We start from the raw sequence: 24,823 nt of genomic DNA on the forward strand, positions 1-24,823 counted from the left end.
GCAACCCGGCACACCAACCCGATACCTCAGGCCGAGCGCCGACTGAAGGCACTCGCATGACCGGTATCCTGTCAATCGTTGTCGCCCTTGTGCTGCTCATGTATTTGGCCTATCGCGGTCTGAGCCTTCTCATCCTGGCGCCGGTGCTCGCAGCGCTGGTAGCCCTGGTTTCGGTGGAAGCACCGCTTCTGGCCAGCTACACCCAGATCTTCATGGGCGCGGCGGGAGATTTCATCGTCCGCTTCTTTCCGCTATTTCTGCTGGGGGCGATATTCGGCAAACTGATGGAGGACTCGGGCAGCGCCGAGGTGCTGGCCAGCGCCATCGTCCGACGCCTGGGCGAGGCCCGAGCAATTCTCGCGGTGGTACTCTCCTGCGCGCTGATGACCTACGGCGGAGTGTCGCTGTTTGTGGTGGCCTTTGCCGTCTACCCCATCGCCGCCGCCCTCTTTCGTCAGGCCGACATTCCCAAGCGCCTGATTCCCGGCACCATCGCCCTGGGCGCTTTCACCTTCACCATGACCGCCCTGCCGGGCACCCCGGCGATCCAGAACGCCATACCCATGCCCTACTTCGGTACCTCGCCCTTCGCCGCCCCGGGCCTTGGCATCCTCACCGGGCTTTTCATGCTGGTGGCGGGGCAGGCCTGGCTCGACCATCGGGCGCGCCGGGCACAGCGCACAGGCGAAGGCTATGGTGAGGAGAGCCATGGTGGTGAGAAGAGTGATACCGGGAAGATCCATGGCGGGCAGGAGGAAAACGAATCCGGTAAAGGAAAAGACATGTCCGTGGGCGCGCCGCTGCGGGAATACGCCGCGGGGGAAGGGTTCGATCTCGCGGAGGTGACACCCCATCCACCCGCGTCTGACCGGCCAGGCCTGCTTCTGGCCCTTCTGCCCATCGTACTGGTGATCGCCCTGAACCTGCTGTTCACCGCCGTGGTGATTCCGGCGATGGAGACCGGCTATCTAAGCGAGCCCGCCTTCGGCGCCACCGACATCGACTCGGTGCGCGGGGTCTGGTCGGTGATCTCGGCACTGGTGATTTCCATTTTGCTGATCATCGCCACCAACTACCGGCGCCTGACGCACCTCACCGCGACTCTCGACAGCGGCGCCAACGCCTCCCTGCTACCGATCTTCAACACCGCGAGCCTGGTAGGCTTCGGCGCGGTGATCGCCTCTCTCGCGGCCTTCGAGACCATCAGCCTCTGGGTGACCTCGGTAGGTGGCGACAACCCTCTGATCTCCCTTGCCATCGCGGTGAACCTGCTGGCGGGCATGACCGGCTCCGCCTCCGGCGGCATGAGCATCGCCCTGGCGACGCTGGGCGATACCTACCTGGCAATGGGTCAGGCAGCGGGCATCGCACCCGAGCTGCTGCACCGGGTTACGACGGTGGCCACCGGCGGCCTGGATGCCCTGCCCCACAACGGCGCGGTGATCACCCTGCTCTCCATCTGCGGGCTGACCCATCGTCAGGCCTATCTCGATATTGCCGTGGTGGCGGTGCTGATTCCCTTGGCATCCCTGGTATTGCTGATCATCACTGGCACCCTGCTGGGAGCCTTTTAAGCACCGCTCCCGTCGGGCATCGGGTCATGTCTTCGTACTCACTGTCGGCCACTTACCGGCCGATCAGTCGGAAAGCGCGACGGGCGCGTCATCGGTCACTACCTGATTGCGCCCCCCTTCCTTGGCCAAGTAGAGCCGCTTGTCGCCCTTGCGCGTAAGGGCATCCATGTCGATTCCATCCTGCCCCAACTGTGCGCAACCGATACTCAGGGTGATGCCAACCGTCGTGTCTTCCGCCTGAAAGCGTAGCGCGGCAACGGCGGCACGGATTCGCTCGGCAATTCGTGCCGCCTGCCCCAGGTCCGTTTCCGGCAACAATACCTGGAATTCCTCGCCGCCGACTCGGCTCAGCAGGTCCTGAGCCCGCAAATTGCGCTGTATCTCGATACACATGCCCTTGAGCACTTCATCACCGACATCATGGCCGTGGCTGTCGTTGATCTGCTTGAAATGATCGATATCCAGACATAGTACCGACAGATCTCCGTCATCCCGTGACGCTCGGGCAATATCTTCTTTAGCTCTTGTCGTGTGCTGGCGGCGATTGGCGGTGCCGGTCAGCCAGTCCGTGGCGGCCTGTCGCGCCAGTTGTGTATTGGCCTTTTCGAGTTGTGCCAGTGCATCCAGGGTACGGGCCTGCTGCACCCTGAGTTGCTCCATTACCTGCGCCTGACTGTAAACGGTGGAAAACGAGCGAGTGGTACGGAAAGCCTGTACAACACCAAAGCTGAGTATGAAGAATCCGGCGGCCGAAATACCATGGGCCAGCCACCACTGGTGGCTCCAGATGTCGGACAGCAGAAAGGCGATCGAGGACTGGGAGAGAACGCCAAGGGAAATCATGTAGATGACCATCAGCGGCAGGCGAAATCGCCGCAGAGCCATGAAAAGAACACCGGCCAGCAGCAGGATCAAGGCCACTATCTCCACCATGGTAAACAGGAACTTTACCTGTGTCGCCGACAGGAAATAGACACCTGCAAGCACCAGGTCGAGCGCCAGAAAGGCTGCCCCGGCCTTTATCCAGGGAGATAGTCGCTTACGTGATTCCAATGCATCCGCAGGTGCGTCATGGTAGTACAGGCCCACCAGAAAGCAGACCGCCATCGCCAGCCGGGAAACCGGGCCATAGACGAGAAATAGCCCCTGATCGTCAGGGGCAAGACGCGTCAGGAGTCCGTGCGGCAGGTAGATCAGTGTGAACCCCAGAAATCCTAGTGCAAGCCAGCGCACGAGTACCTCGCCCGAGACCGTATAGCAGCGCCAGGTAACGTAGGTGATAAAGGCACTGAGCGTGATGGCCAGTGCAATCGCCATCTCGTGCACCATATGGGACTCGAAGCGCAGGCTCGGCTCCTGAAAGACCTCGATATAGGCGACGGCCATCATGGGCATAAGAGTAAAGAGTGTCAGCAGCAATCGCTGATAGAGACCGGTTATCTGCCGCATGAGCACGCCTGCCCTTGCATTTCCCTTGTCCACAGCGACTCCCTGAATCACCTGATCGAATGCCCCATAACACACCATTTCGCCTCGTCTGGCCAGCTGAAAGCCAGACAAGAACTTGAAAGTGCCCGTTTCTATACCGAATGACTTGGAAAGGATGATCGCTCTCGACAACCTCAGTCGTGGCGTCGCCCGCCTGGCCATACCCGGGCAACCAGGGCAAGCGCCACCGTTAGAAGCGGCACAGAAGCACCCCGGGCATCCAGCAGATAAAGGGTGAGACCGCTAGCCAGACACCAGAGCGCGGGGACCAACCAGAGCGCCCAACTCCACCACGACGACCTGAGCATGACGGCGACACCCAAGGTGGCGATAGCCAGGGGATCCGGGGTGAGCGCGAACACCTCGGCTCCCGCAAGCCCGCGTCCGAACGGCACCGCCAGAAGCGGATGCAGGACCAGGGCATGCAGGAAGAGACCGACGCCGATGGTCCGCGAAAGGCACCAGCGCCTTTGCAGCTCAGGTGCGCCCTTCATGGCGCACAGAGCCAACAGCAGCGCCTGAAGCACGAACAGTGGTACCGCGTAGCGGATGCCCAGGTTGATGGGTGCATAGCGCTGCCAGAGAAACACCCAAGCCACGAAGCCCCAGGCCAGTGCCAGGGCCACGAACACCAAGCGCACACGCAAGGATGTGGGGCGCAAGAGGGCAAAAAGTATGGCCGCGCCCAACACCAACGCCAGAAGCTGGGCGGGCCACAGCGCTTGGTTGTACAGCACGAACAGGCGTTCGTAGACTCGCAGCGAGAACATCAAAAGATCTCCCGGGCGATAGCTCGTCCACTCGCTTATATCCATCACCGACATCTCCCGTCACAGACGCTGGACTCAAAGGTTCTGGACATAGTCGACCATGCGCCGGCGCATGGTCGCATCGGGCAGGGGCTCTGCCGCAGCGGCCATGTTCTCGCGCACGTGATCGGCGCGGGTGGTGGCGGGAATGGCGCAGCTGATATCCGGGTGGGAAACGATGAACTTGAGGATGAACTGAGCCCAGCCTCCTGCATCGATATCCGCAGCCCAAGGTGGCAGAGGCTTGTCTTCCAGGTACCGGATCAAGCGTTTCCGCTGGAAGGGTCGGTTGGCAATCACCCCGATGCCGCGCTCCCTAGCCAAGGGTAGCAGGCGTGATTCGGCCTCGCGATCGACGATGTTGTAGGTCAGCTGCACGAAATCCAACGGATGATCGCGCATGATGCGCTCCAGGGTGTCATGGCGCCTGCCATGGGAGGTGGTGATACCCACATGGCGTATCTCACCGGCCTCCTTCATCGCGAACAGCATCTCGAGGTGCTCCTCCCAGGCCACCAGATTGTGGACCTGAAGCAGATCGAAGCGGGAAACGCCCCAGTCTCGGCGTGAGGCCTCAATCTGCTTGGAGCCTTCTTCGTGGCTGGATGTCCAGACCTTGTCGGTGGCATAGACCTGCTTGACGGCATCGAGCGCCTCAAGGCCATGGCCAATGGTTGCCTGGGAGGTTCCGTACATCGGCGAGGAGTCGATCATGCACCCGCCCATGGCAAAGAAGGCCTCCATCACCGCCGTGCACTGCTTGAGAAGCGCTGGGTCATTGCCCACGTTAAAGGTAATCCAGCTACCCAGGCCCACCAGCGGCAGCTGGATGTCGGTACCGGGCACCTTGCGTTTCAGTGGTGTCTGCTCGGGGATATCGCCGTGAAGTGCCGGTACAGCTGTGGACGCAGCCAATGACAGCATGCTCTGTAGTAGCCTGCGACGTGACAGAGTACGGTGTGCCATGAAGACCTCTTGAGTCGATGCAACAGGAAGAGTGTAGTCACGATGTCAGGAAGCGGGCAGTGGGCGAGACTGACTGCCTGTCAGCAGACTGCGGAGAATGCGAGTCGCTTTGCCGCACACCCCTTGGTGATGGGTCACATTCATCGTAGGCTTGATAGCGATACCAAACTTATACATCGCTAAAGGAAATACCATGCCTGCGCTCACTGCCAAAGGGTTACTGAACGACCTTGCGGCGACTCAGCGCCGTCGTTTCACTCTGGCTGTTATCAGTGGCATGGTCGCCGGCGCATTGACTTGGGTGCAAATGGGGCTTTTTGCCTGGCTGGTCAGCGCCTTGTTGGTGAATACTCAGCCGCTTGCGCGCCTCACGCCGCTGTTTGCGGTTTGGCTGCTGCTATTGCCGCTACGCGGACTGCTCACCTACGCTCAAGAAACGCTGAGCCAGAAAGCATCGCTGGTGATTCGTAAGCAGTTACGCCAACGCCTGCTTGATCACCTAGCCGCCCTCGGGCCGGTACGCTTGGCGAGCTACCACTCAGCATCGTTGTCGTATCAGCTGGTTGAGCAAGTGGAAGCGATCGACGGTTACTTTGCCCACTTTCGCGTACAGCTATGGCTTGCCCTGCTGCTGCCACTCGGCGTGCTGACGATAACACTGACGCAAGACTGGCTAGCCGCCCTGTTTTTACTGCTCTCCGCGCCGATGATTCCGCTGTTCATGGCCTTGGTCGGCATGGGTGCTGAGCAACTGAACCGCGACCAGTTCGCCGAAGTGGCACGCCTTTCCGGCCACTTTATCGATCGCGTGCGTAGCCTCACCACGCTGCAGTTATTCGGCCAAACGCGTCAAGCCGAGCAGAGCGTACGGACGGCCTCGGAAGGCTATCGTGTCCGCAGCATGCGCACCTTGCGTTTAGCATTTCTCTCTTCCGCCGTGCTGGAATTTTTTTCTTCGGTCGCTATTGCGGTAGTAGCAATTTATATCGGTTTTGGCCTGTTAGGCTATATCGACTACGGTCCCGCCGATGAGCTAACGCTGTTTAGCGGCTTGCTGGTACTACTGCTTGCACCCGAGTTTTTCCAACCACTGCGAAGCTTGGCGCAGCGCTACCACGACCGCGCCGCTGCCTTGGGCGCCGCTGATAGACTGACCCATCTATTAAACGAGCCTCTTTTCACCAGCCATGCCCACACCACAGTAGCTCCCCCTCATGCCAGCGATACACTCATCGAACTGGAGGGCGCCAGTGTCACACACCCTGGGCGTGGAATTGTCCTGGGGCCGGTCACGCAACAGTTGGCACGTGGAGAAGCGGTTGTCGTCACTGGCGCTTCGGGCAGTGGTAAATCCACCCTGCTACAGCTGCTCGCAGGCTTTGTGGCGCCCAGTGACGGCGAGCGCCGTCCGGCGGATGCGCTTCGCTTTGCCTGGATGGATCAGCGTCCACTGTTGATTCAAGGCACTTTGGCCGACAACCTGCGCTTGGCCGCGCCCCGAGCCAGCATTGATGAGCTGCATCAAGCGCTGGAGAGCGCTCACCTCGGCGAATTGATCAAACGGCTACCTGCGGGTATCGACACCCCCATTGGCGAACGCGGCTTCGGTCTATCCGGCGGGCAGGCACAGCGTTTGGCACTGGCGCGGGTGTTCCTGTCTCAAGCGCCGTTGGTATTGCTTGATGAGCCTACCGCCAGTCTAGATGAAGATACCGAGCAAGCCGTGATCGCAGCACTGCAAACGCTGCGTCATGCTGGACGTACCTTGGTGATCGCCACCCATCACCCCGCCTTGATGGCCCTCACCGACCGCCACTGGCAAATCCGCGACGGCCACGTTCTGGAGGTGCCCCATGGCTAAACTCAATTCTCTGGCCGTCACGTTCCGCCCCTGGCTGGCCGTCCTCGCCAAACGTCGTAAACGGCTTGGTTTGGGGGCGATGTTGATGGCACTGACGCTGTTTTCAGCGCTGGGCCTGCTCGCCGTCTCAGGCTGGTTTATTACTGCCACCGGCCTCACCGGTTTGTTGCTCGCCGCTGGCGTTGCCGCCTCGCTTGAGGTGTATGTTCCTGGCGGTGCGATTCGCTTTTTTGCCGTTAGCCGGACCGTCAGCCGTTATGTGGAACGACTGTATAACCACGATACCGTACTGCGCCTGCTCGCCGATCTGCGTACCCAGCTATTTGGTGTACTCGCCGGCCTGGATAGCCGTGCCCTGGCGCAGCGCCGCGCCAGCGACTGGCTCAACCGCCTGACAGCCGACATCGACACCCTGGATAGCCTCTATCTACGGCTGCTGGCACCGCCTGCCGTGGCGCTGCTTGCGATTCTGCTGCTCAGCGGTGGAGTGGCACTGTTCGTGCCCTTGGCGGGCGGTTCGCTCGCTGCACTGCTCCTGCTTGGCTGGCTATGGTTGACGCTCGGCCAGGCGCGACTGGGTCTGGCGGCAAGCGAGCGTCATGTCAGCCAGCTCGAGGCGCTGCGCAGCCGCACGATGGAGCAGCTGCAGGGCATGGCAGAGCTCAAGGCATACGGAAGTTTGGCCATTCACCGCGAGCGGCTGACCGCCATTGAGCAGCATTTACAGCATGCACAGCAGCGTCTGGGGCACTGGGTCGCACTGGGCAATGCCCTGGAAGGGTGGCTCGTCGGTGCAGCCACGTTAATGACGCTATGGCTCGCCGCGCTAGCGTGGCAAGCGGGCAGCATCAGCGGTGCAGTGATGGTAATGCTGCCCATGGCAGTACTGGCCATGAATGAAGCGCTCGGCGCACTACCCGCCGCCTTTACCTGGTTTGGGGCGACTAAAAGTGCCGCAGAGAGGCTGAACCAATTGGAAGCGCAACGACAGCCGGTGCCAGAAACAACCACGAGCGACCCGGGCAGTGCCCACGAAATATCATTAAATGCTGTTAGCGTTCATTACCCTACAGCCCTCCAACCCGCGTTAGATAATCTGTCACTAACACTCAAGCCCGGTGAACGCTGGGCAATTGTGGGGGAATCCGGCTCAGGAAAATCCACGCTGGCAATGCTCATTAGCCGTCAACTTACACCCACTCAAGGGAATATCATTCTTGGCGGCATACCGCTTGAATACTGGCCTGACGCTGCGCTGCGCCGACGTGTCGCAGTACTCACGCAACAAACCGAGCTTCTGGATGCCAGCTTAGCGACCAACCTGCGTCTCGCTAACCCAGACGCCGGTGAGGATGACTTGTGGCAGGCGCTTGAGCGCGTTGCGCTGGCTTCTTGGGTGCAGACGCTGCCCCAAGGGTTGGACACATGGGTCGGGGAAGGTGGACGCAGACTTTCCGGTGGGCAGGCACGTCGAGTCGCATTGGCGCGTCTTTATCTATGTCAACCGGATTTGGTGATCCTGGATGAACCGTTTGCCGGTGTTGATGAGCCTACCGCACAACTATTGTCTGATTCTTTAGACGCCTGGCTAAAAGAGCGCAGCGTTATCTATCTCGTTCATGACGTCAGCAACGACGCCCCTACTCCACCCGGTATTACTCATATGCTGAGATTGATAGAAGGCCGCCCCAACGCTGCTGCGACAATACGCCATGGCGCAAACACTAACAAACGTTAACTAGTTACACTCCTTTCGTTTAAAATAGGTATACGTAATAAGCATATTCCATTAAAAAATAAATGCCTGATCTGCATGATTAATAAGGTTTTATTTTCGGATATGCTTATCTCTTCCTTGCGACATGCGTTGGAGGTCATCATGGAGCTGGATCCCCTATTATTATCCAGGCTGCAATTTGCCTTTGTAGTGCTTTTTCATGCCATTTTCCCAGTGTTTACCATTGGCCTGGCATCCTATATCGCCCTCTTACACGGATTATTCTATAAAACCGGAAACACCGCATGGGACCGTCTGGCCCTTTTCTGGACCAAGGTATTTGCTGTGGTCTTCGCCATGGGCGTGGTCTCGGGGATTGTCATGTCATTCCAGTTCGGCACGAACTGGAGCAACTTTGCCCTGGCCACCTCTAACTTTCTAGGTCCGGTGCTTAGCTACGAGGTAATAACGGCATTCTTCTTGGAAGCGGCGTTCTTGGGTGTACTGTTGTTTGGACGCAATAAAGTGCCTGAAGGTGTTCACCTGTTCGCGGCGATCATGGTTGCCGTCGGCACGTTTATATCTTCCTTCTGGATTCTCTCGGCCAATAGCTGGATGCAGACACCCGCTGGCTACGAGCTAATCGACGGCCGCTTCCACATCACCTCCTGGGCCGAAGCGATTTTCAATCCGTCGTTCTGGTACCGTTTCACTCACATGGGCATGGCCTCTTTCCTCACGGGTGGCTTCGTCGTGGCTGGCGTGAGCGCTTGGTTCTTGCTGCGTCAACGTGATGTAGAGGCGAACAAAAAAGCGCTCTCCATGTGTCTATGGTTACTGCTGGTGCTGACGCCGGCTCAGGTGGTGATCGGTGATTTCCATGGCCTCAATACGCTGGAACATCAGCCTACCAAGCTTGCGGCCATGGAAGGGAACTGGGAAACCCAGTCCAATGTGCCACTGCTTCTGTTCGCCATACCCGATCAAGACACTCAGACGAACCGTTTTGAAATCGGCATACCCGACCTGGCAAGCATCATCTTGACCCACCGCGCCGATGGCGAGGTACCCGGCATCAATGAAGCTGCACCTGAGGAACAGCCGCCGGTAGCGATTGTGTTCTGGTCGTTCCGCGTCATGGTCGGGATTGGTTTCTTGATGATCGGCGTGGCGTTGGCCGGGCTATTGCTGCGCTGGAAAGGCCGAGTGTTTGAAAGCCCGCTGTACCTGAAAACATTGGTGGCAATGATCGGCACCCCTTTCCTTGCGGTTCTCGCTGGCTGGATTGTGACCGAGGCCGGCCGAGCGCCATGGTTGGTTTATGGCGTGATGACCCATGCTCAGGGGTTGACACCTTCGCTCACCGGCGCCATGGCGCTATTTACCCTGATTGGCTATATGGCGGTTTATGGCGTGGTGTTTGTGGTCGGGATTTACTACTTGGGCCGTGTCGTTGGTGAAGGCATGCTGCCGGGGGCCGATGATCAGGACAGCGATGAGGTAGAACGTCCGAAACGTCCGCTTTCAGCGGCCCATACCCCCCTTGAGGGGGATGACATAAAGGGAGCTAACGCATGATGGGTCTCGACCTTACCTTGATTTGGGCAGCGATTATCGGCTTCGGCGTCATCATGTACGTGCTCATGGACGGCTTCGATCTGGGACTGGGGATTTTGTACCCCTTCGCTCCAGATGAGGAATCCCGTGATGTAATGATGAACTCGATCGCGCCAATATGGGATGGCAATGAAACCTGGCTGGTACTCGGTGGTGCCGGCCTGCTCGGGGCCTTCCCGCTTGTCTATTCGGTGTTTTTGCCGGCGCTGTACATTGGGGTGTTTCTTATGCTCGCCGGGCTTATTTTCCGCGGCATCTCCTTTGAGTTTCGCTTTAAATCCAAGAAAAATCGTCACTGGTGGAACCGCGCCTTCTGCTGGGGCTCAGCGATAGCCGCCTTTGCCCAAGGCGCCGTGGTCGGCGCATACATTCAAGGCTTCGCGGTGGAGGACTTTGTCTACGTGGGCGGCGCCCTCGACTGGTTGACACCCTTTACCGTTCTTACCGGCTTAGGCTTGATGGCAGGCTATGCGTTACTGGGCGCCACTTGGCTTATTCTCAAATCTGAGGGCCATGTACAAGCCTGGGCCTATAGCATTGCGCCCAAACTGCTGTTGGCAGTACTCGTGGTATTCGGCATTGTCAGCCTATGGACGCCCCTTGTCAGTCTGGACGTCCGTGCTCGTTGGCTCGACCAACTGCATTTGATCTGGGTCTTTCCGATCCTGGCCATGGCGTGCGCCGCCATGCTCTACCGTTCGGTTAAGCGCCAGCAAGAGGGTTTGCCGTTCGTAATGGCGCTGGGGCTTTTCATTTTCACCTACCTAGGTCTCATCGCCAGCAAATGGCCCGTGATTGTGCCGCCTGACTACACTATCTGGGACGCCGCCTCCGCACCGGAATCACAGCTCTTCATGCTCGTCGGGATGATATTTGTCATCCCTGTGGTGCTAGCGTACACCGCCTGGTCATACTGGGTGTTCCGCGGCAAGGTCAAGGTTGGCGAGGGGTATCACTGACACATCTTTAGCTGCATGGGTTAGACGCACGCTGGGCGCCCAAGTGGCGCCCTTTTTGTGCGATGCTTAGCGGGAGTAGCTCGTTAAAAACTCAGGCACGTGCTTACCTCCTTGACTCTTAACCTTCTTGTTCAGCGACCTCGCCTTCCCTTCGCATCTCGGCCAGCTTGCCTTCCGTGATGGGTTTCTGCTCGGCATCGAGGATGCGTGACGCGCCCAGGTCGGCCACCGTATGGGTGAAGGCAATCAGATCATCGGGATGACGGGAAACTTTTCGTGCATTTAGAAAGCGAATCAGGATGGAGATGCCTTTCACAGGCGCGTGCTCACCTTCTTTATGGATCGGCGGCAGCAAGCCAGGAGAAGTGGCATTGGCCACCATCAGCGGGTAACCCTGGGGTCCAGGGGGTAGATGGAATGCCCCGAGGTCAGCTTCGTAAAAAGCGTTGCGTTCAGCCAGGAGCGCGCCCAAAGCGGCATTAATCTCATGGCTGGGCTCGTCAAAAACCACGAAAAGACATTGCTCCGTCTTCTTCTTGGGTTTGGCGTCTTTATGTTTTGAGGGCTGGCGCTCCTGGGTGGGCGCCACCGCCTGTTGCTTGTTTTTCGTGGGCGTTTCGGTGGTGGCGTTAGGCGCCGACTGGCGAGAAGGCTTAATCACTATTTTGTAGAGCAGAATAGCCGTCACAAGCCCTAAAATCACCGATAATCCACCAAGAATAACGGGCAGCAGCATTTCATCCGGCATATTATCTCCTGTTTTTGTTTTCCCACCGCTATTGGTTTCCATTGCTACAACCTGGATTTTACCGGTGTTTTGTTTTCAAGTCGCATAGCTGGTTATCAATTCGACGCTGCCCGCGCCGGTTTTAGCGCCAACCTTTCGCGGCCATGCTCTAGCCATGAAAGCAGAACGGGCGTCACCAATAGCACCAGCAGCGTAGAACCACCCAGGCCAAAGGCGATAGAGGTCGCCATGGGAATCAAGAACTGCGCTTGCAGCGACGTTTCAAACAACAAGGGCAAGAGTCCACCAATGGTTGTCAGTGAGGTTAACAGCACCGCTCGTACTCGCTGCACCACCGCTTCATTGAGTGCGACATCAATCGCCAACCCCTGTTTGCGCTGCTGACGATAAAAGCTGACCAATATGATGGCGTTATTCACCACAATGCCCGACAGCCCAAACAAGCCGAATAGCGACAAGATGGTGAGATCGATGCCCAGCGCCCAGTGTCCAAGCAACGCCCCTACAAGTGAGAAGGGAATGATTGCCATGACGATCAATGGCAGACTCCAGGACGCGAACACCCAGGTTAGAACACCATACATCAATCCCAGACCAATCAATAAACCGGTACGCATGTCCGCCAACGTTTCTCGTTGGTCAGCGGCTCGTCCCTCAAAGCTATAATTCAGGAAATGCTCACGCTCCAAGTTTGGCAATAGCTCTGCTGAAAGACTTTCCAGCACCTGCTCTGCCGAGGTGACCTGACTATTGATCTCTGCGGTTACTTCCACGGCCAGCTGACCGTCAGCATGACGCAAGGTTTCAAAGCCTTGACGATATTCCAAGTCCATCACTTGGGAAAGCGGCACCTGACGGCCATCCGGCAAGGTTATTGCCAGACGTGAGAGGGTTGTCAAACGCTCGCGCTGCGCCCGAGGCAGTTGCACTCTTACCTCTATTTCGTCGGCACCGGACTGATGGACTTGTACCACTTGGCCATCGAAGGCGGTGCGCAACTGACTCCCCAGCGCATCAGTGGTCAGGCCCAACACCTGGCCAAACGCATTAACCCGGTAGATCAACTGCTCGCGCCCCCATGGCATGTCGTCTTGCGTACTGATCACCCCTGGTAAGCCTGCCATTGCTTGCCCTAGGGTATCGGCAGCGCGTCGCAGTGCTTCAGCGTCTTCACCCGTCAGTCGCACGTTGACATCACGTCCCGGTGGGCCAGCGGCACGCTCGTTAATATTGAGGCTATCGATGCCCGCCGGCTGTTGTATACGCTCGCGCCAGGCGCGAATAAAGGCGGCATTGCGCACGGCGCGAGCATCTGGGGAAATCAGCTCCACCATCAACGACCCGACCTCATCACCCGTGCGCCCAGGCGAGCCACCTTCCTGGGTAGCGCCATAACGGGATACTGCGACCCGCACTAGCCCTCCGCCCATGGCCTGATCCGTCTCTTCCAGCGTCGACTGCAGATGATCGACAAAATCAGCCACACGCGTACGGTCGGTACCTGCGACGAAACTGGCATTGGCATACACCACGCTAGACTCAGGCGATGGGAAAAAATTGAAGCCCAGCCGACCACCGGCCAGAAGCCCGGCGGTGACCAGCGTGATCGCCAAGGCACTGGCGAGAGTGACGCCACGGTAGCGCAGTGTCAGCGCGGAGAAACGCCGGAACGGCCCTTCGCGAAAGTCATCAAAGCGCGTTTCGAAACGTTCACGTAGCCGCGTGATGCCACGGACAGGCCGCTTATGTTTTTCTCTTGGCACAAAGGCGTTGCGCAGGTGCGCGGGCAGCACGACAAAGCACTCCAGCAGCGATGCGATCAGGACACAGATCATGATGACCGGAATATCTCCCAGGATATTGCCGATCACCCCACCCACCATCAACAGGGGCATGAAGGCGGCGACCGTAGTGAGTGATGATGCCACCACTGGCCATAACATGCGCCGCGCCGCGCCGGCCGAGGCATACTGAGGCTCCTCGCCCATGCGGTGATGAGCGTCAGCGTCTTCCCCGACGACAATGGCATCGTCGACGATCACGCCTAGCGCCATGATCAAGGCAAACAACGACAGCATATTGATCGAACCGCCAATGCCCCAGAAAACGCCCAAGGACGCGAGAAAAGCCGTGGGAATGCCGATGGCCACCCATAGCGCCACGCGCGCTGGAAGAAAGAAATAGAGAAGGATAATCACCAAGAGCAGGCCGGTCGCACCGTTGCCCAGTAGCAACGAGATGCGCTCATCGATTAATTGCCAGGACTCATCGTAAACCTCAAGCCCAACGTTAGATGGCAGGATTGGACGAACTTCTTCCAGCCAAGCGTCCAACGTTCGAGCCGCTTCCAGTGAGTCGCCTGTCTCGGCGCGCTGCAAAATCAGCTCGGCCGCTGGCTGACCGCGATAGGCGAGTTCGACCTGCCTCTCGCGCGGCTCCTGGTGAATCGTGGCAATATCACCCAGACGTAGCTGCACTCGGTCACTACTGAGAACCGTCATGTCCTCGAAGGCTAGGGCGTCACGGTGTTGCTCGAGTGAGCGCAACTCTCTCGTACTGTCCTGCTGGCCCAGCAATCCTGCCGGTAAATCGCGTGACATCTTCTGGACCCGAGCGGCAATTTCTTCCAGTGAGAGCCCCAGTTCCTGCAATCGCTCGGATGGTACTTCAATACTGATCTGCTGCGCAGGAAGACCGGTAATTTCTACTCGATCTATACCCTTCATCAACAGCTCGTCTTCAAAACGCTGAGTTAACTGGCGCAGCTCATGGGGCGCCAGATCTCCGTGTACTATTAACCGCGCCACCGGTTCATAGCGCGCCTGGCGCGAAACCTCCGGCGCTTCAGCAGCTGCGGGTAAGTTAGTGAAGCTGTCGACCTGCTGGCGAACCTCATCAAGCGTCAACACCGGGTCGCTGTCTTCCACGAATTCGAGGGTAATGTTGGCAATGCCCTGAGCCGAAGTCGATGTCATGCGCTTCAAGTCATCGAGACTGCGAAGCTTCTGCTCAAGAGGATTGGTAATGCCCTGTTCTATGTCTTCAGCAGAGGCCCCGCTCCACACCACACGCACAGTGACCACATCAAGGGCGAAGGTAGGGAAAAACTGGATGTTCATGCGTGCGATGCCTAAGGCGCCGCCTAACAACATCACCAGCATCACCAGGTTGGCCGCCACCTTATGGTGGACAAAAAAATTAATCAGGCCTCTACGTTTGTTCATGGGTTTATCCCTTTGCCCACCAGCCCATCAGTCACCTCGACACGCAATCCCTGCATGGCATTGGGCAAATGGGTTGCCATCACTCGGTCACCCTCATTTAATTCTTCAGCACGCACCAAGAGCCAACGCTCACCTTCATCCTTCTGGATTTCTCCCAGGCGCTCAACGTGCTGGCGCTCAAGTCGATTATCACCATTAATGCGGTAGAGCAAGTTGGGGCCGTGCAGAGCGGCGTAGGGAACCGCCAGCGCATTGGCTACTGCAGGGCGCTCTAGCTGCACTGTCACCATGGAGCCAGGGCGTAGCCCATGAGCTTGGCTTTCTAGCGAGAAGATTGCCTCGGTGCCAGTCGGGTCGCTCTCTCCCGCTAAACGTTCAAGGACGAAACGCTGCTCGCTCCTCTCGGCTATGGCCAGTAACGGTGTGCCTTGCGTCAGATGCTCTTCAATTTCCGCTCGAAAGCGCTGGGGGATGCGAGCGCGCATTTCCAAGCCGTCAATTGGATAAAGTGACAATAAGGGCGCACGGGCGGCCACATGATCACCGGGCGCTACTTGTACACGAGTGACTCTACCCTCGAAGGGTGCATGAACACGCCCGCGTTCCAGGTCGCGTTGCGCTGTCGCCAGCATCACCTGAGTGCGTGCCAGACGCGCTTCCAGACTTGCCAGACGCGAGGGAAACTCGGCGACCGCACTTTCACGGCTGGTCACATTCAATTGAGCGCGCGCAACATTGTCTCGTGCCACGTCAAGATCGGCTTGAGAAGTAAGGTTTCGCGCCACCAACGCCCGGTTACGTTCCAGCTGACGAGTGGCACTTGCAAGGATTTCACGCTCTCGGGCTAATACCTGGCGATCGTTGTCATGGCGGATGTGCTCATTCTCTAACTGGGCCTCAAGATCCGCCACCTCTGCTTCGGCCTGGCGTAGCGGTGGAAAAAGATCAGCATCGTCAAGCGCCACCAGTAATTCACCTTCATGGACTCGCTGCCCGTCACTGACCGGGCGAGCAGCCACCCGGGCTTCTATAGGCGCCACTAAATTGATCATCTCGGGTGCCATCACTTCGCCAAATAGCGGCAGCAACGGGACATGCTCGACGAGCGATACTGACAACGCCTCTACAGGCCAGCTGCGCTCCTGAGCCACCGCCGGGGCAGGCTCAGGGCGCGTCAAACGCAAAGCCATAAAGCCGACGATGCCGAGGGCCAGGATCACCACAGGTATTAAACGCTTAAGCATAAGGATATCTGCATAGGGAATAAAACAGCGGCCACTATACCTTGCCAAAGCATTTAGGCGAATTGGCTGCCCCCGGTGGTGCGGCAACATAACGCAGCAATTCTCGGTACGACGGTTCAAGCTCCATGGCGCATTCTTTCGGCAGGCACACTGGAAGCCTGAAGCGCGAACGCTTGAAAGCACGTCGTGAAAGCACCTTTTAAAGCAGCCAACTTCGTTGCTTTCTTGCGCCCTGCTTCTTACTTCACAGTTTGTATAATTGGTATTTTATTAAAAAACGCGCGGCTTAGCCGCTGCGTGCTGTCACTCCATTCGCGTTAAAAAATCTTTCAGCATTCCTGACCCATCAGTTGGTTCATCACCGCTTCCATTAGGCATTTTATATAATGACGATAACAATTTTAATTGATCATCCGGCTGCTCAAAAAGTTCGCCTAATCGTTCGTCATCGAGTTTATCCAAAGTGCCCTCTACAACAAGTGATTGCGAAACAAGCATTTCCTTTAATGTTTCAGTCATTGACTCATCATTAGCAAATGTCTTGAAGACTTGCACATAAGCAGCACCTTCTTCGTCTGCACCGACTTTAATCGGTTGATCGATAATATTGACCTGGGTGCCGCTGGGTATGTCATCAAATATCGACCCAATATCTTCAGGGTACATCCGAATGCAGCCGCGACTGGCGCGCATACCGATACCGTCAGGCTGGTTTGTGCCATGAATCAGGTATCCTGGAATATCCAACAAAATTGCGTGCTCACCTAGGGGATTATCAGGTCCTGGGGGGACAACAGCCGGGGCAGGATCTCCGCGCTCAGCGGCCTCCTGGCGCATTGATTGCGGCGGATACCACGCCGGCTGCTCTAACCGAATGGTCGTTTCAGTGATCCCAAGCGGCGTATTATAGCCTTCGCGGCCAATTCCAATCGGATACGTTTCTATCCGCGGCGCCTCCCCTTCCCCTACCTCAGGGTAATAGTAAAGCCTAAGTTCGGCGACGTTAATCACAATGCCTGTTCGCGCTACGTTAGGTAAAATATGGCGTCTTGGAATCGTGACCGCGACGCCTTCACCTGGCATCCAGATACTCACCTCAGGGTTCGCGGAGCGTATCTCCTCATAACCAACGTTATGCGTGCGGGCAATATCGATCAGCGTATCTTCTTTATTGGCTGTCACTTGATAATTCTGTCCTACAAGGTCACCTTTGGCCGGAATCACATGGTGGTTTTCAGGTATGGCGTCCACGTCTGCATATCCCACTAACGGCCACATACATGCTCCTAACGCCACTGCAGTACGCACTGATATCACACTGTTTCTTAAACCCGAAACCACTAAGTTACCATTCATAACAATACTCAATTTTAAGCTTTAATTTATTTAGCGACAGGTCGATGACGCGCCCATAAGACCAGAAAAACGCCAGTCGAACCCCATCAGAATAACGATATTTATTTTATGAATATACCTTCGAGGCCGAGATAGCAAGGGAGGTTCATTTTCAGCTCATCCCCATGGTCCAACCTAGCCGGCATCAAATCAGGAGTGATGGAAATGCGACCAAAAACGCGGCCAATGCAAGGGGTCATGCGATCGAGGCTCGTGCGGTGGGTACTGATGCTGGCTATGCTCAGCATTGCCACATTGGCCACCGCCCAGAGTCCCTTCGGGCAGCAGGGGGATTTTCTTCCCCCGGATCAGGCCTTCAAGCCAACGCTGGCTCAGGATGGCAATGAACTGGCGATCGATTGGCAAATCGAACCCGGTTACTACCTCTACCGCCACAGTTTCTCTGCCGAAGCGGGAGGCCGCGAGCTATCGCTGGACATGCCCGATGGGGAGACCATCGAGGACGAGTACTTCGGTCGCTCCGAGGTCTACCGGCAGGCGTTGAACATGACCACTCGCCCCGGTGACGCCGACACGATAACCCTCCACTGGCAGGGGTGCGCCGACGCCGGGCTTTGCTATCCGCCGCAGCAGCGGACCTTCGACCTGGCACCCGCTGCGGCCGGCGCATCGGTAACCAACGTACCCTCCGATACCACGAACACGTCCCCCACCGCGACATCAAGTCCCGCTTCCGATTCAAGAGCGGAGATGGCGGAAGATCAGCAACTGGCGGCGCAACTGGCTGGCGCTAACTGGGTCTGGGCGCTGGTTGCTTTCTTCGGGATGGGCCTGCTTCTGACATTCACGCCCTGCGTGCTGCCGATGATCCCGATTCTGTCTAGCCTGATCGTCGGTCAGCGCAAGGCAGGAGAGAGTCACCGAACGACTGGTTTCGTGCTGTCTACCGCCTTCGTTCTGCCCATGGCCGCCACCTACGCGATACTCGGTGTTGCCGCCGCCATGGCCGGCGCCAACCTGCAGATACTGTTCCAGAACGCTTGGTTCATCGGCCTGTTTTCGCTGCTTTTCATTGTTCTCGCACTGGCCATGTTCGGCCTGTTCGAACTGGAGCTACCGAGAATGCTCCGGCAGCGTCTGGATGCCAGGATGGTGCGTCAACGCGGCGGACGCTTGAAAGGGGCCGCCGGGATGGGCGTGCTCTCCGCTCTGCTGGTGGGTCCCTGCATGACCGCACCGCTGGCGGGGGCGCTACTGTTCATCGCCGAAAGCGGTAATCCCTGGTTGGGTGGTGCGGCGCTGCTATCGCTCGGCCTCGGGATGGGCGCACCGCTGATCCTGATCTGCACCATGGGTAGTCGCCTGCTGCCCAAGCCGGGTGCCTGGATGATTCGCGTTAGAGCCTTTTTCGGTTTCGTTCTGCTGGGGATGGCGATCTGGTTCGTCGCCCGCGTGGTGCCGGATGCCATCGTCCTCGGCCTTTGGGGCGCTCTGGGGCTGGGCTTTGCCGTTTCGCTTCATGCCTTGGCACGGAGCGCCAACGCCTCGAGCGTGGTGCCCCAGGTAGCAACCGCCAGCGCAGCGATCATCGGCCTGTGGAGTTCGTTGATACTGATCGGTGCCGCCGGTGGTGCCAATGATCCGTGGCGCCCGCTGGCAGTTTACTCACCGGCGGGCGATTCCTCGACGGCATCGGCCGCCAGCCAGCCACTCGCGTTCGATGAAGTCGATGACCTGGCAATGCTCGACGCACGTATCGCGCAGACCGTTGGAAGTCACCGGATGACGCTCGTCGAATTCACGGCTGACTGGTGCATCTCCTGCAAGGTGATCGAGCAGGAAGTCTTTACCGACCCGACCGTCCAGGCCGAGCTGCAGGATGTACAACGACTGAGCATTGATGTCACCGACTATGATGCTCATGACCAGGCCATCATGCAGCACTTCGGTGTCGTCGGCCCGCCGACGCTGATGTGGTTCGGCCCCGACGGGGACGAACGTCGTAGTGCACGTATCATCGGCGAACTGAACGCCGAAACCTTTCTCGACCGCTTCGATCAGGCTAAACGAGCGGGCAAAGACACAACCGGGAGCAGCCCATGAATCCTCTGGATCGCAGCCTGGCCATCGGCCCGCTCGGCCTGAGTCTGGGACAGCTCTTGCTGGTTGTGTCGATGATCGTCGCGCTGATCGTCGGTGCCTGGCTAGGTCGCCGCCGACAGGTCAGTGTCGGCGATCGCTTGTTCAATGCCCTACTCATCGGTGTGGTCGGGGCGCGGGGCGTTTTTGTCGCCCGATACTGGGAGAGCTACGACACGTTTTGGTCCTGGCTGGACATCCGCGATGGCGGCTTCGAGCCGCTGGCCGGTCTTGCCATCGCCTCGCTCTATCTCGCCTGGCGGCTATGGCGCCACCCTCGCGAGAGGCGACCGCTCGGCATCGCCGTGGTATCAGGCGCTCTGGTCTGGTCGCTGACGGCGGGTGTGCTGGCACTGATGATTCCTCGAGGGGCGACCGTACCGTCGATACCGCTGGCCGTCCTCGATGGCTCGCAGGTGACCTTGCCCGTCGTGCTGCAAGACGCCGGCCGGCCCATGGTGATCAACCTCTGGGCCAGCTGGTGCCCCCCTTGCCGTCGCGAGATGCCGATACTCGAACAGGCCCAGCAGGAGCGGGACGACATAACGTTCGTGTTCGTCAATCAGGGCGAGAGCGTTGGCACAATCAATACCTTCATGCAGCGAGAGTCTCTCGCGCTTGATCACGTCTATCGCGACCCGAACATGGCCTTCGGCCAGGAAGTGGGAGCCATGGCCATGCCGACCACGCTCTATTACAACGCCGATGGCATGCTTATCGACACCCACTTCGGTGAGCTTTCTCGCGCCACGCTCGATCGCAGTCTCGAGCGTCTCGAACCATGACCCTTCCAACCATGATCTTTTCAACCATTATCTTTCCAACCCCGGAAACAACACCTATGTACATTCGCAATCCCCGCATGACGCCACTGCGCGCTTTGATGGCTACTTTCAGTGTCGGCATCGCCCTAGCGGCGAGCCTGCCAGCCACCGCTGACGACGACTGGCCCACGCCGATTAAAGCGCTGGAGCAGCAAGGTTTCACGATTCACGGTGAATTCGACGCGCCCGACGGGCTGGGCTATGCCGCCAGCATGCGCGGCCAGGCCGTCGCGGCGTATCTGACCACGGACGGTGAGCATGCCATCGTCGGCACGCTGATCGATGCTCAGGGACGAGACATCTCTACCGAGCGGCTGGAGCAGCTCGTCAACGGCCCCAAGAACGCCGAGCTTTGGCAGCAGATGGCTGATCACCATTGGGTTCGCGATGGAGATGCCGATGCACCACGAGTGATCTATACCTTCAGTGACCCCAACTGCCCTTACTGCCGCAAGTTCTGGGAGGATGCCCAACCCTGGGTCGAGAGCGGCAAGGTTCAGATTCGCCATCTGATGGTAGGTATTCTCAAGGCAGACAGCCCCGAAAAAGCGGCAGCGCTTCTCAGCGCGGATAACCCCGGCGATGCGATCGCCGAGCACTTCCGCAACGGCACCCTACCGGACAGCGCGGGCAGCGATCAAAGCGAACAGTGGGTCAGCGAAAACACCCAGATGATGCGCGACGGCCAACTCTACGCAACACCCGTTACCTTCTATCAGGACGATGATGGCGAGGTACGCAAAGTCATGGGTGCTCCCACGCCGGACAAGCTTCGCAGCGTCATGGGTAGCGACGCGCCCTGAACCATCACTGGATCAACTCGACGGCAACTGGAGCGACACCCGCAACCCGACGCCGTTGCCGGACGTGAACGTCACCCGACCACCGGCACGGGTGACGATCGCGTCGACGATGGAGAGTCCCAGGCCACTACCCTGGGGGTGACTTCCTCGCTGGAACCGCTCCGTCAGGCGAGCAAGCTGTTCGGGCCTAATGGTCTCCCCCTGGTTGATGATGTTGATCACCGCCATGCCATTCGATTCTTGTGCCTCGATTTCGATCGGGGCGCCAGGCAAACCATGACGCACCGCATTCCCGAGCAGATTACGCAGAGCGATCACCAGTAGCGCACCCGACAGGGCGATGTGTATCCGGTTCACCCTCTCGTTGTAACGACAACGGTCGCGACTGCCGGTTTCGGTCATCGCGGTTTCCAGTGCCTCCTCGAGAGGCGTGGAATCGAGACCTCCCCGGGTGATCTCTTCGCTCTCCATCCGTGCTAGCAGCAACAGCTGGTCGAGCGTTTTCGTCAGCCGTCCCACACCCGCCTCGGCCTGCCGCATTGCTTCCCGGTGCTGGTTCCCCTCGACCCGTCGTGCGATCTGAAGATGGGTGCGAATGGCGGTCAGCGGTGTCCGCAGCTCGTGAGCGGCATCGTCGGTGAAACGTTGCTCCAATTCGAGCATCCGCCGAGTCCGTGCAAGCAACGTGTTGAAGCCATCGATCAGCGGCCGAATTTCGCCGGGCAACCTGCGAACGGGTAATGCCGAGAGGTCGTCATGGTCGCGTGAATTCAGCTGCCGCTGTAACTTCGAAAGCGGCGATAGCCCCCGGGTCACGCCCCACCACAAGGCGATGAGGCTGCCGATCAGCGCAAGCAGAAACGGATAGAAGGCGGCACGGCGAACCTGTGCCAACAGCGACTCCCGCTCACGCAGGCGATCCGCCACGGTGATTCGCTTGTCATCGTCGACCAGGGTGTAGACACGCCAGCGCTGCCCAGCGTGATTGCGATAGCTGTAACCTTCGGCATCGACCGCAAGAACGTCGTTCATTTCGGGATGCGTGCCAGCCACCATCTTTCCGCGCAGCGACGAAACGCGACAAGCGACACCCTCGAGCGCGGGAATGGTCGATGTTACGCCGCCTTCCTCGCCATTCCATGCAGCCGCCGGGGCGCGATCCAGCAGATTCGCCACCATGCGCGCCGATTGCGCCAAGCGCTGATCCATCGCGTGCTCGAGCTGGTTCGACAGGTCGCGCATCGACCACGCTGCGGTGATTCCCCACAGCAGCATCAACGTAATCCCAAGCGTGGCCACGAGTCTCAGACGCAGGCTCATGATGTCGTATCGCCACTCGGTGCACCGAGGCGATAACCGATGCCTCGGGCCGTCTCGATCACGTTGCGCCCAAGCTTGCGACGCAGTTGATAGATATGCACGTTGAGCGCATTGCTTTCGATCTCGTCATCGATGCTGTAGAGGCAATCCTTCAATTGGTCGGCACTCAGGATTCGCCCACGAGCACGGATCAGTGCCTCCAGCAGCATCAACTCCCGCCGTCCCAGTGTCACCGGTACGCCATCAAGCGTGACACTGCGAGCGACAGGGTCCAGGGCCAGATTACCGTGACGAAGGGAGTTGTCGACTTGCCCTGCCGCACGGCGCAGGAGCGCCTGAAGCCTCGCGGTCAACTCGTCCAGATCGAACGGCTTGACCAGGTAATCGTCTGCCCCTCCCTGGAGTCCCTCGATGCGACTGGCCACGGCGTCTCGAGCCGTCAGCATCAGCACCGGCGTCGCAACGCCCGAATGACGCCATTCTTGCAACAGCGTCAGCCCATCGCCGTCGGGCAGACGGCGATCGAGTACGACCGCGTCATAGTCGATCGTCGCCAGAGCACCTCGCGCAGCAACCAACGTAGTAACGGTATCGACCACGAAGTCGCTCAGTGCTAATCCGGTCTCGACGCCAGCGGCCACTGGCGCGTCATCTTCGACGAGCAGTACGCGCATACCAATCCCCTTTTTTCATGGCTGCGAAAACCAAATCAACCGTCGCAACTGCGACAAAATGTGTATGGCGCCGGCTGTGTATTAAGCTAAAATTAAATTTGAAATTAATTATATGATTATAACAATAAATAATATAACAGCCAAGCCATGCTGTGGGAGTCTGCCATGACATACCGCCCCGTAACGCTTAGCCGTCGCCAGCTTCTGAAAGCTGGTGTCGGCATAGGTGCCAGCACGCTTTTTGCTACCCAGTTGCACGCCAATACGATCGATACCCAAGCACATATCGTCATCCTGGGTGGTGGCGCATCGGGTATGGCAATGGCCAATCGTTTAGCCACACGCCTACGTGGCGGCACTATCACGCTGATTGAGCCGCGTGAAGCACACCATTATCAGCCCGGCTGGACAATGGTGGCCTCTGGAGTGTGGGCAGCTGATAAAACCATGCGCCCCAACGCCCAATTTGTTCCACAAGGGATTAACTGGGTACGCGAGCACGCCGCGGGTGTCGACGCAGAAAAACGCCGTGTCGAACTCACCAACGGGGAAGCAGTCGATTACGACTATCTGGTCGTCGCTACCGGTCTCCAGCTCAATTATCACTTGATTGACGGCATGTCTCCTTCGCTGGTGGGTCAACACGGAATCGGCAGCGTTTATGCCAGCATTGAAGCCGCGTCTCGCACACGCCAAGCGATTAAAGCTTGGGTCGATAGCGGCCAAGGACAAGGGATTTTCACCATTTCACCCACGGCTGTGAAGTGCGCTGGCGCACCGCTAAAAATGACGTTCACCACCCTGTCACATCTGGAAGATAGCGGCCGTCGCGATGATTTCGACGTTGATTTCATGGCACCGGGGGCAAGCTTATTCTCTCAACCCTGGGTGGATGGTTTCGTCAAGGAGCGTTTCGATCAGCAAGGCGTCAATCGCCATCATTACCACCGCTTGACGGCAATCGACCCTGGGGCCAAGCAGGCAGAATTCGTTCTTGAAGATGGCGACGGTGATGAACGCATCACTCGAGACTACGACTTCATTCATGTCGTACCTCCCATGAGCGCGCATGACTTTCTCAAGCAGAGCGACTTGATCGCGCAGGAAGGTCCCTTCGCCAATGAGTGGCTTGATGTGGATATTCATACGCTGCAGCACAATCGTTACCCCGAAGTCTTCGGCATTGGCGACGTCATCGGTGCGCCGATCAACAAGACCGCGGCAAGCGTCAAGGCGCAGGCGCCGGTGGTGGAAGCTAACCTGCTTGCTCAGCTGATGGGTAAGCCCCTACCCGCCCGACATAACGGCTATACCTCCTGCCCCATGATTACCGGTATCGGTAAAGCTATGTTGGTCGAGTTTGGCTACGCGGATAACTATGCCTTCATGCCCTCCTTCCCGTTTATTGACCCGAAAGACGAGTCCTGGGCGGTGTGGGTCATGAAAGACCGGATGCTACAACCAGCTTACTACGCGGTACTCGAAGGCCAGGCCTGACAG

The 24,823-nt window shown here is 58.3% G+C and carries 18 protein-coding genes and 1 pseudogene; 9 read left to right on the forward strand and 10 right to left on the reverse strand.

Annotated features, from left to right (window positions below; translation table 11 throughout):
- Positions 1–56 precede the first annotated feature (56 nt).
- Entirely contained in the window at positions 57–1,574 is a 1,518-nt protein-coding gene (locus DU506_RS02970; RefSeq protein WP_114485472.1) for a GntP family permease, read from the forward strand.
- A gap of 63 nt (positions 1,575–1,637) precedes the next feature.
- Here DU506_RS02970 and DU506_RS02975 read toward each other — a convergent pair whose 3' ends face one another.
- The 3 genes from DU506_RS02975 to DU506_RS02985 form a co-directional block, all read right to left on the reverse strand.
- Positions 1,638–3,023: a GGDEF domain-containing protein gene (locus tag DU506_RS02975; RefSeq protein ID WP_220254279.1), complete on the reverse strand. Its 1,386-nt coding sequence runs from the start codon at positions 3,021–3,023 to the stop codon at positions 1,638–1,640.
- A 173-nt stretch (positions 3,024–3,196) separates the two neighbouring features.
- Positions 3,197–3,877 (reverse strand): DUF6064 family protein, encoded by a 681-nt coding sequence (locus DU506_RS02980; RefSeq protein ID WP_147273730.1) that lies wholly within the window; start codon positions 3,875–3,877, stop codon positions 3,197–3,199.
- Positions 3,878–3,907: 30 nt separating this feature from the next.
- Positions 3,908–4,837 (reverse strand): aldo/keto reductase, encoded by a 930-nt coding sequence (locus tag DU506_RS02985; protein WP_114485474.1) that lies wholly within the window; start codon positions 4,835–4,837, stop codon positions 3,908–3,910.
- A 193-nt stretch (positions 4,838–5,030) separates the two neighbouring features.
- Between DU506_RS02985 and cydD the strand changes: the two genes are divergently transcribed.
- The 4 genes from cydD (at position 5,031) to cydB (ending at position 10,991) form a co-directional block, all read left to right on the forward strand.
- Positions 5,031–6,698: a thiol reductant ABC exporter subunit CydD gene (cydD, locus tag DU506_RS02990; RefSeq protein ID WP_114485475.1), complete on the forward strand. Its 1,668-nt coding sequence runs from the start codon at positions 5,031–5,033 to the stop codon at positions 6,696–6,698.
- Positions 6,691–8,436, forward strand: coding sequence for a thiol reductant ABC exporter subunit CydC (gene cydC / locus DU506_RS02995; RefSeq protein ID WP_114485476.1), 1,746 nt, complete (start codon positions 6,691–6,693; stop codon positions 8,434–8,436). The genes cydD and cydC overlap by 8 nt, the downstream gene beginning before the upstream one ends.
- Positions 8,437–8,577: 141 nt before the next feature.
- Positions 8,578–9,993 (forward strand): cytochrome ubiquinol oxidase subunit I, encoded by a 1,416-nt coding sequence (locus DU506_RS03000; protein WP_114485553.1) that lies wholly within the window; start codon positions 8,578–8,580, stop codon positions 9,991–9,993.
- Entirely contained in the window at positions 9,990–10,991 is a 1,002-nt protein-coding gene (gene cydB, locus DU506_RS03005; protein ID WP_114485477.1) for a cytochrome d ubiquinol oxidase subunit II, read from the forward strand. Before DU506_RS03000 ends, cydB begins: the two co-directional genes overlap by 4 nt.
- Before the next feature lie 118 nt (positions 10,992–11,109).
- Here cydB and DU506_RS03010 read toward each other — a convergent pair whose 3' ends face one another.
- The 4 genes from DU506_RS03010 to DU506_RS03025 form a co-directional block, all read right to left on the reverse strand.
- A complete protein-coding gene (locus DU506_RS03010; RefSeq protein ID WP_114485478.1) occupies positions 11,110–11,781 on the reverse strand; it encodes a cell division protein ZipA C-terminal FtsZ-binding domain-containing protein in 672 nt (223 codons plus the stop codon).
- Between the two features lie 53 nt (positions 11,782–11,834).
- Complete coding sequence (locus DU506_RS03015; protein WP_114485479.1) at positions 11,835–14,963, reverse strand: efflux RND transporter permease subunit; 3,129 nt, start codon at positions 14,961–14,963, stop codon at positions 11,835–11,837.
- On the reverse strand, positions 14,960–16,207 hold the full coding sequence (locus DU506_RS03020; protein ID WP_114485480.1) for an efflux RND transporter periplasmic adaptor subunit: 1,248 nt from the start codon (positions 16,205–16,207) through the stop codon (positions 14,960–14,962). Before DU506_RS03020 ends, DU506_RS03015 begins: the two co-directional genes overlap by 4 nt.
- A 303-nt stretch (positions 16,208–16,510) precedes the next feature.
- Entirely contained in the window at positions 16,511–17,485 is a 975-nt protein-coding gene (locus DU506_RS03025; protein ID WP_235825414.1) for a L,D-transpeptidase family protein, read from the reverse strand.
- Between the two features lie 345 nt (positions 17,486–17,830).
- Here DU506_RS03025 and dsbD point away from each other — a divergent pair, with 345 nt between their 5' ends.
- From dsbD to dsbG, 3 genes are read left to right on the forward strand one after another with little or no spacing between them, the layout of a single operon-like run.
- Positions 17,831–19,666: a protein-disulfide reductase DsbD gene (dsbD, locus tag DU506_RS03030; RefSeq protein ID WP_235825415.1), complete on the forward strand. Its 1,836-nt coding sequence runs from the start codon at positions 17,831–17,833 to the stop codon at positions 19,664–19,666.
- Positions 19,663–20,487, forward strand: a complete 825-nt coding sequence (locus DU506_RS03035; protein WP_114485483.1) for a TlpA disulfide reductase family protein — start codon at positions 19,663–19,665, stop codon at positions 20,485–20,487. The genes dsbD and DU506_RS03035 overlap by 4 nt, the downstream gene beginning before the upstream one ends.
- A gap of 56 nt (positions 20,488–20,543) precedes the next feature.
- Complete coding sequence (gene dsbG / locus DU506_RS03040) at positions 20,544–21,329, forward strand: thiol:disulfide interchange protein DsbG (RefSeq protein ID WP_235825416.1); 786 nt, start codon at positions 20,544–20,546, stop codon at positions 21,327–21,329.
- A gap of 12 nt (positions 21,330–21,341) precedes the next feature.
- Here the strand turns inward: dsbG and DU506_RS22740 are convergent, their stop codons facing one another.
- From DU506_RS22740 to DU506_RS03050, 3 genes and pseudogenes are all read right to left on the reverse strand, one after another.
- Positions 21,342–21,992 carry a sensor histidine kinase gene (locus tag DU506_RS22740; protein WP_415843614.1) on the reverse strand — a complete coding sequence of 217 codons (651 nt, stop codon included), beginning with the start codon at positions 21,990–21,992 and terminating at the stop codon, positions 21,342–21,344.
- Positions 21,993–22,226: 234 nt separating this feature from the next.
- Positions 22,227–22,649, reverse strand: a pseudogene (locus tag DU506_RS22745) (sensor histidine kinase N-terminal domain-containing protein); the annotation flags it as partial.
- Positions 22,646–23,323 (reverse strand): response regulator, encoded by a 678-nt coding sequence (locus DU506_RS03050; protein ID WP_114485485.1) that lies wholly within the window; start codon positions 23,321–23,323, stop codon positions 22,646–22,648. The gene DU506_RS03050 and the pseudogene DU506_RS22745, both read right to left, overlap by 4 nt.
- Positions 23,324–23,488: 165 nt before the next feature.
- Here DU506_RS03050 and DU506_RS03055 point away from each other — a divergent pair, with 165 nt between their 5' ends.
- Positions 23,489–24,820: an NAD(P)/FAD-dependent oxidoreductase gene (locus DU506_RS03055; RefSeq protein ID WP_114485486.1), complete on the forward strand. Its 1,332-nt coding sequence runs from the start codon at positions 23,489–23,491 to the stop codon at positions 24,818–24,820.
- Positions 24,821–24,823 lie beyond the last annotated feature (3 nt).

Origin of the sequence: Vreelandella rituensis (assembly GCF_003336665.1) — a bacterium.
Taxonomy (GTDB): Bacteria; Pseudomonadota; Gammaproteobacteria; order Pseudomonadales; family Halomonadaceae; genus Vreelandella; species Vreelandella rituensis.

Coding starts and splice junctions, on each gene's coding strand:
- DU506_RS02975 (WP_220254279.1), bottom strand. CDS start 3,023: ATGCGGCAGATAACCGGTCTCTATCAGCGATTGCTGCTGACACTCTTT.
- DU506_RS03055 (WP_114485486.1), top strand. CDS start 23,489: ATGACATACCGCCCCGTAACGCTTAGCCGTCGCCAGCTTCTGAAAGCT.
- DU506_RS22740 (WP_415843614.1), bottom strand. CDS start 21,992: ATGCTCGAATTGGAGCAACGTTTCACCGACGATGCCGCTCACGAGCTG.
- DU506_RS02980 (WP_147273730.1), bottom strand. CDS start 3,877: ATGGATATAAGCGAGTGGACGAGCTATCGCCCGGGAGATCTTTTGATG.
- DU506_RS03020 (WP_114485480.1), bottom strand. CDS start 16,207: ATGCTTAAGCGTTTAATACCTGTGGTGATCCTGGCCCTCGGCATCGTC.
- DU506_RS03050 (WP_114485485.1), bottom strand. CDS start 23,323: ATGCGCGTACTGCTCGTCGAAGATGACGCGCCAGTGGCCGCTGGCGTC.
- DU506_RS03010 (WP_114485478.1), bottom strand. CDS start 11,781: ATGGAAACCAATAGCGGTGGGAAAACAAAAACAGGAGATAATATGCCG.
- dsbG (WP_235825416.1), top strand. CDS start 20,544: ATGTACATTCGCAATCCCCGCATGACGCCACTGCGCGCTTTGATGGCT.
- DU506_RS03000 (WP_114485553.1), top strand. CDS start 8,578: ATGGAGCTGGATCCCCTATTATTATCCAGGCTGCAATTTGCCTTTGTA.
- DU506_RS03015 (WP_114485479.1), bottom strand. CDS start 14,963: ATGAACAAACGTAGAGGCCTGATTAATTTTTTTGTCCACCATAAGGTG.
- cydC (WP_114485476.1), top strand. CDS start 6,691: ATGGCTAAACTCAATTCTCTGGCCGTCACGTTCCGCCCCTGGCTGGCC.
- DU506_RS03025 (WP_235825414.1), bottom strand. CDS start 17,485: ATGTGGCCGTTAGTGGGATATGCAGACGTGGACGCCATACCTGAAAAC.
- DU506_RS02985 (WP_114485474.1), bottom strand. CDS start 4,837: ATGGCACACCGTACTCTGTCACGTCGCAGGCTACTACAGAGCATGCTG.
- cydB (WP_114485477.1), top strand. CDS start 9,990: ATGATGGGTCTCGACCTTACCTTGATTTGGGCAGCGATTATCGGCTTC.
- DU506_RS03035 (WP_114485483.1), top strand. CDS start 19,663: ATGAATCCTCTGGATCGCAGCCTGGCCATCGGCCCGCTCGGCCTGAGT.
- cydD (WP_114485475.1), top strand. CDS start 5,031: ATGCCTGCGCTCACTGCCAAAGGGTTACTGAACGACCTTGCGGCGACT.
- DU506_RS02970 (WP_114485472.1), top strand. CDS start 57: ATGACCGGTATCCTGTCAATCGTTGTCGCCCTTGTGCTGCTCATGTAT.
- dsbD (WP_235825415.1), top strand. CDS start 17,831: ATGCTGGCTATGCTCAGCATTGCCACATTGGCCACCGCCCAGAGTCCC.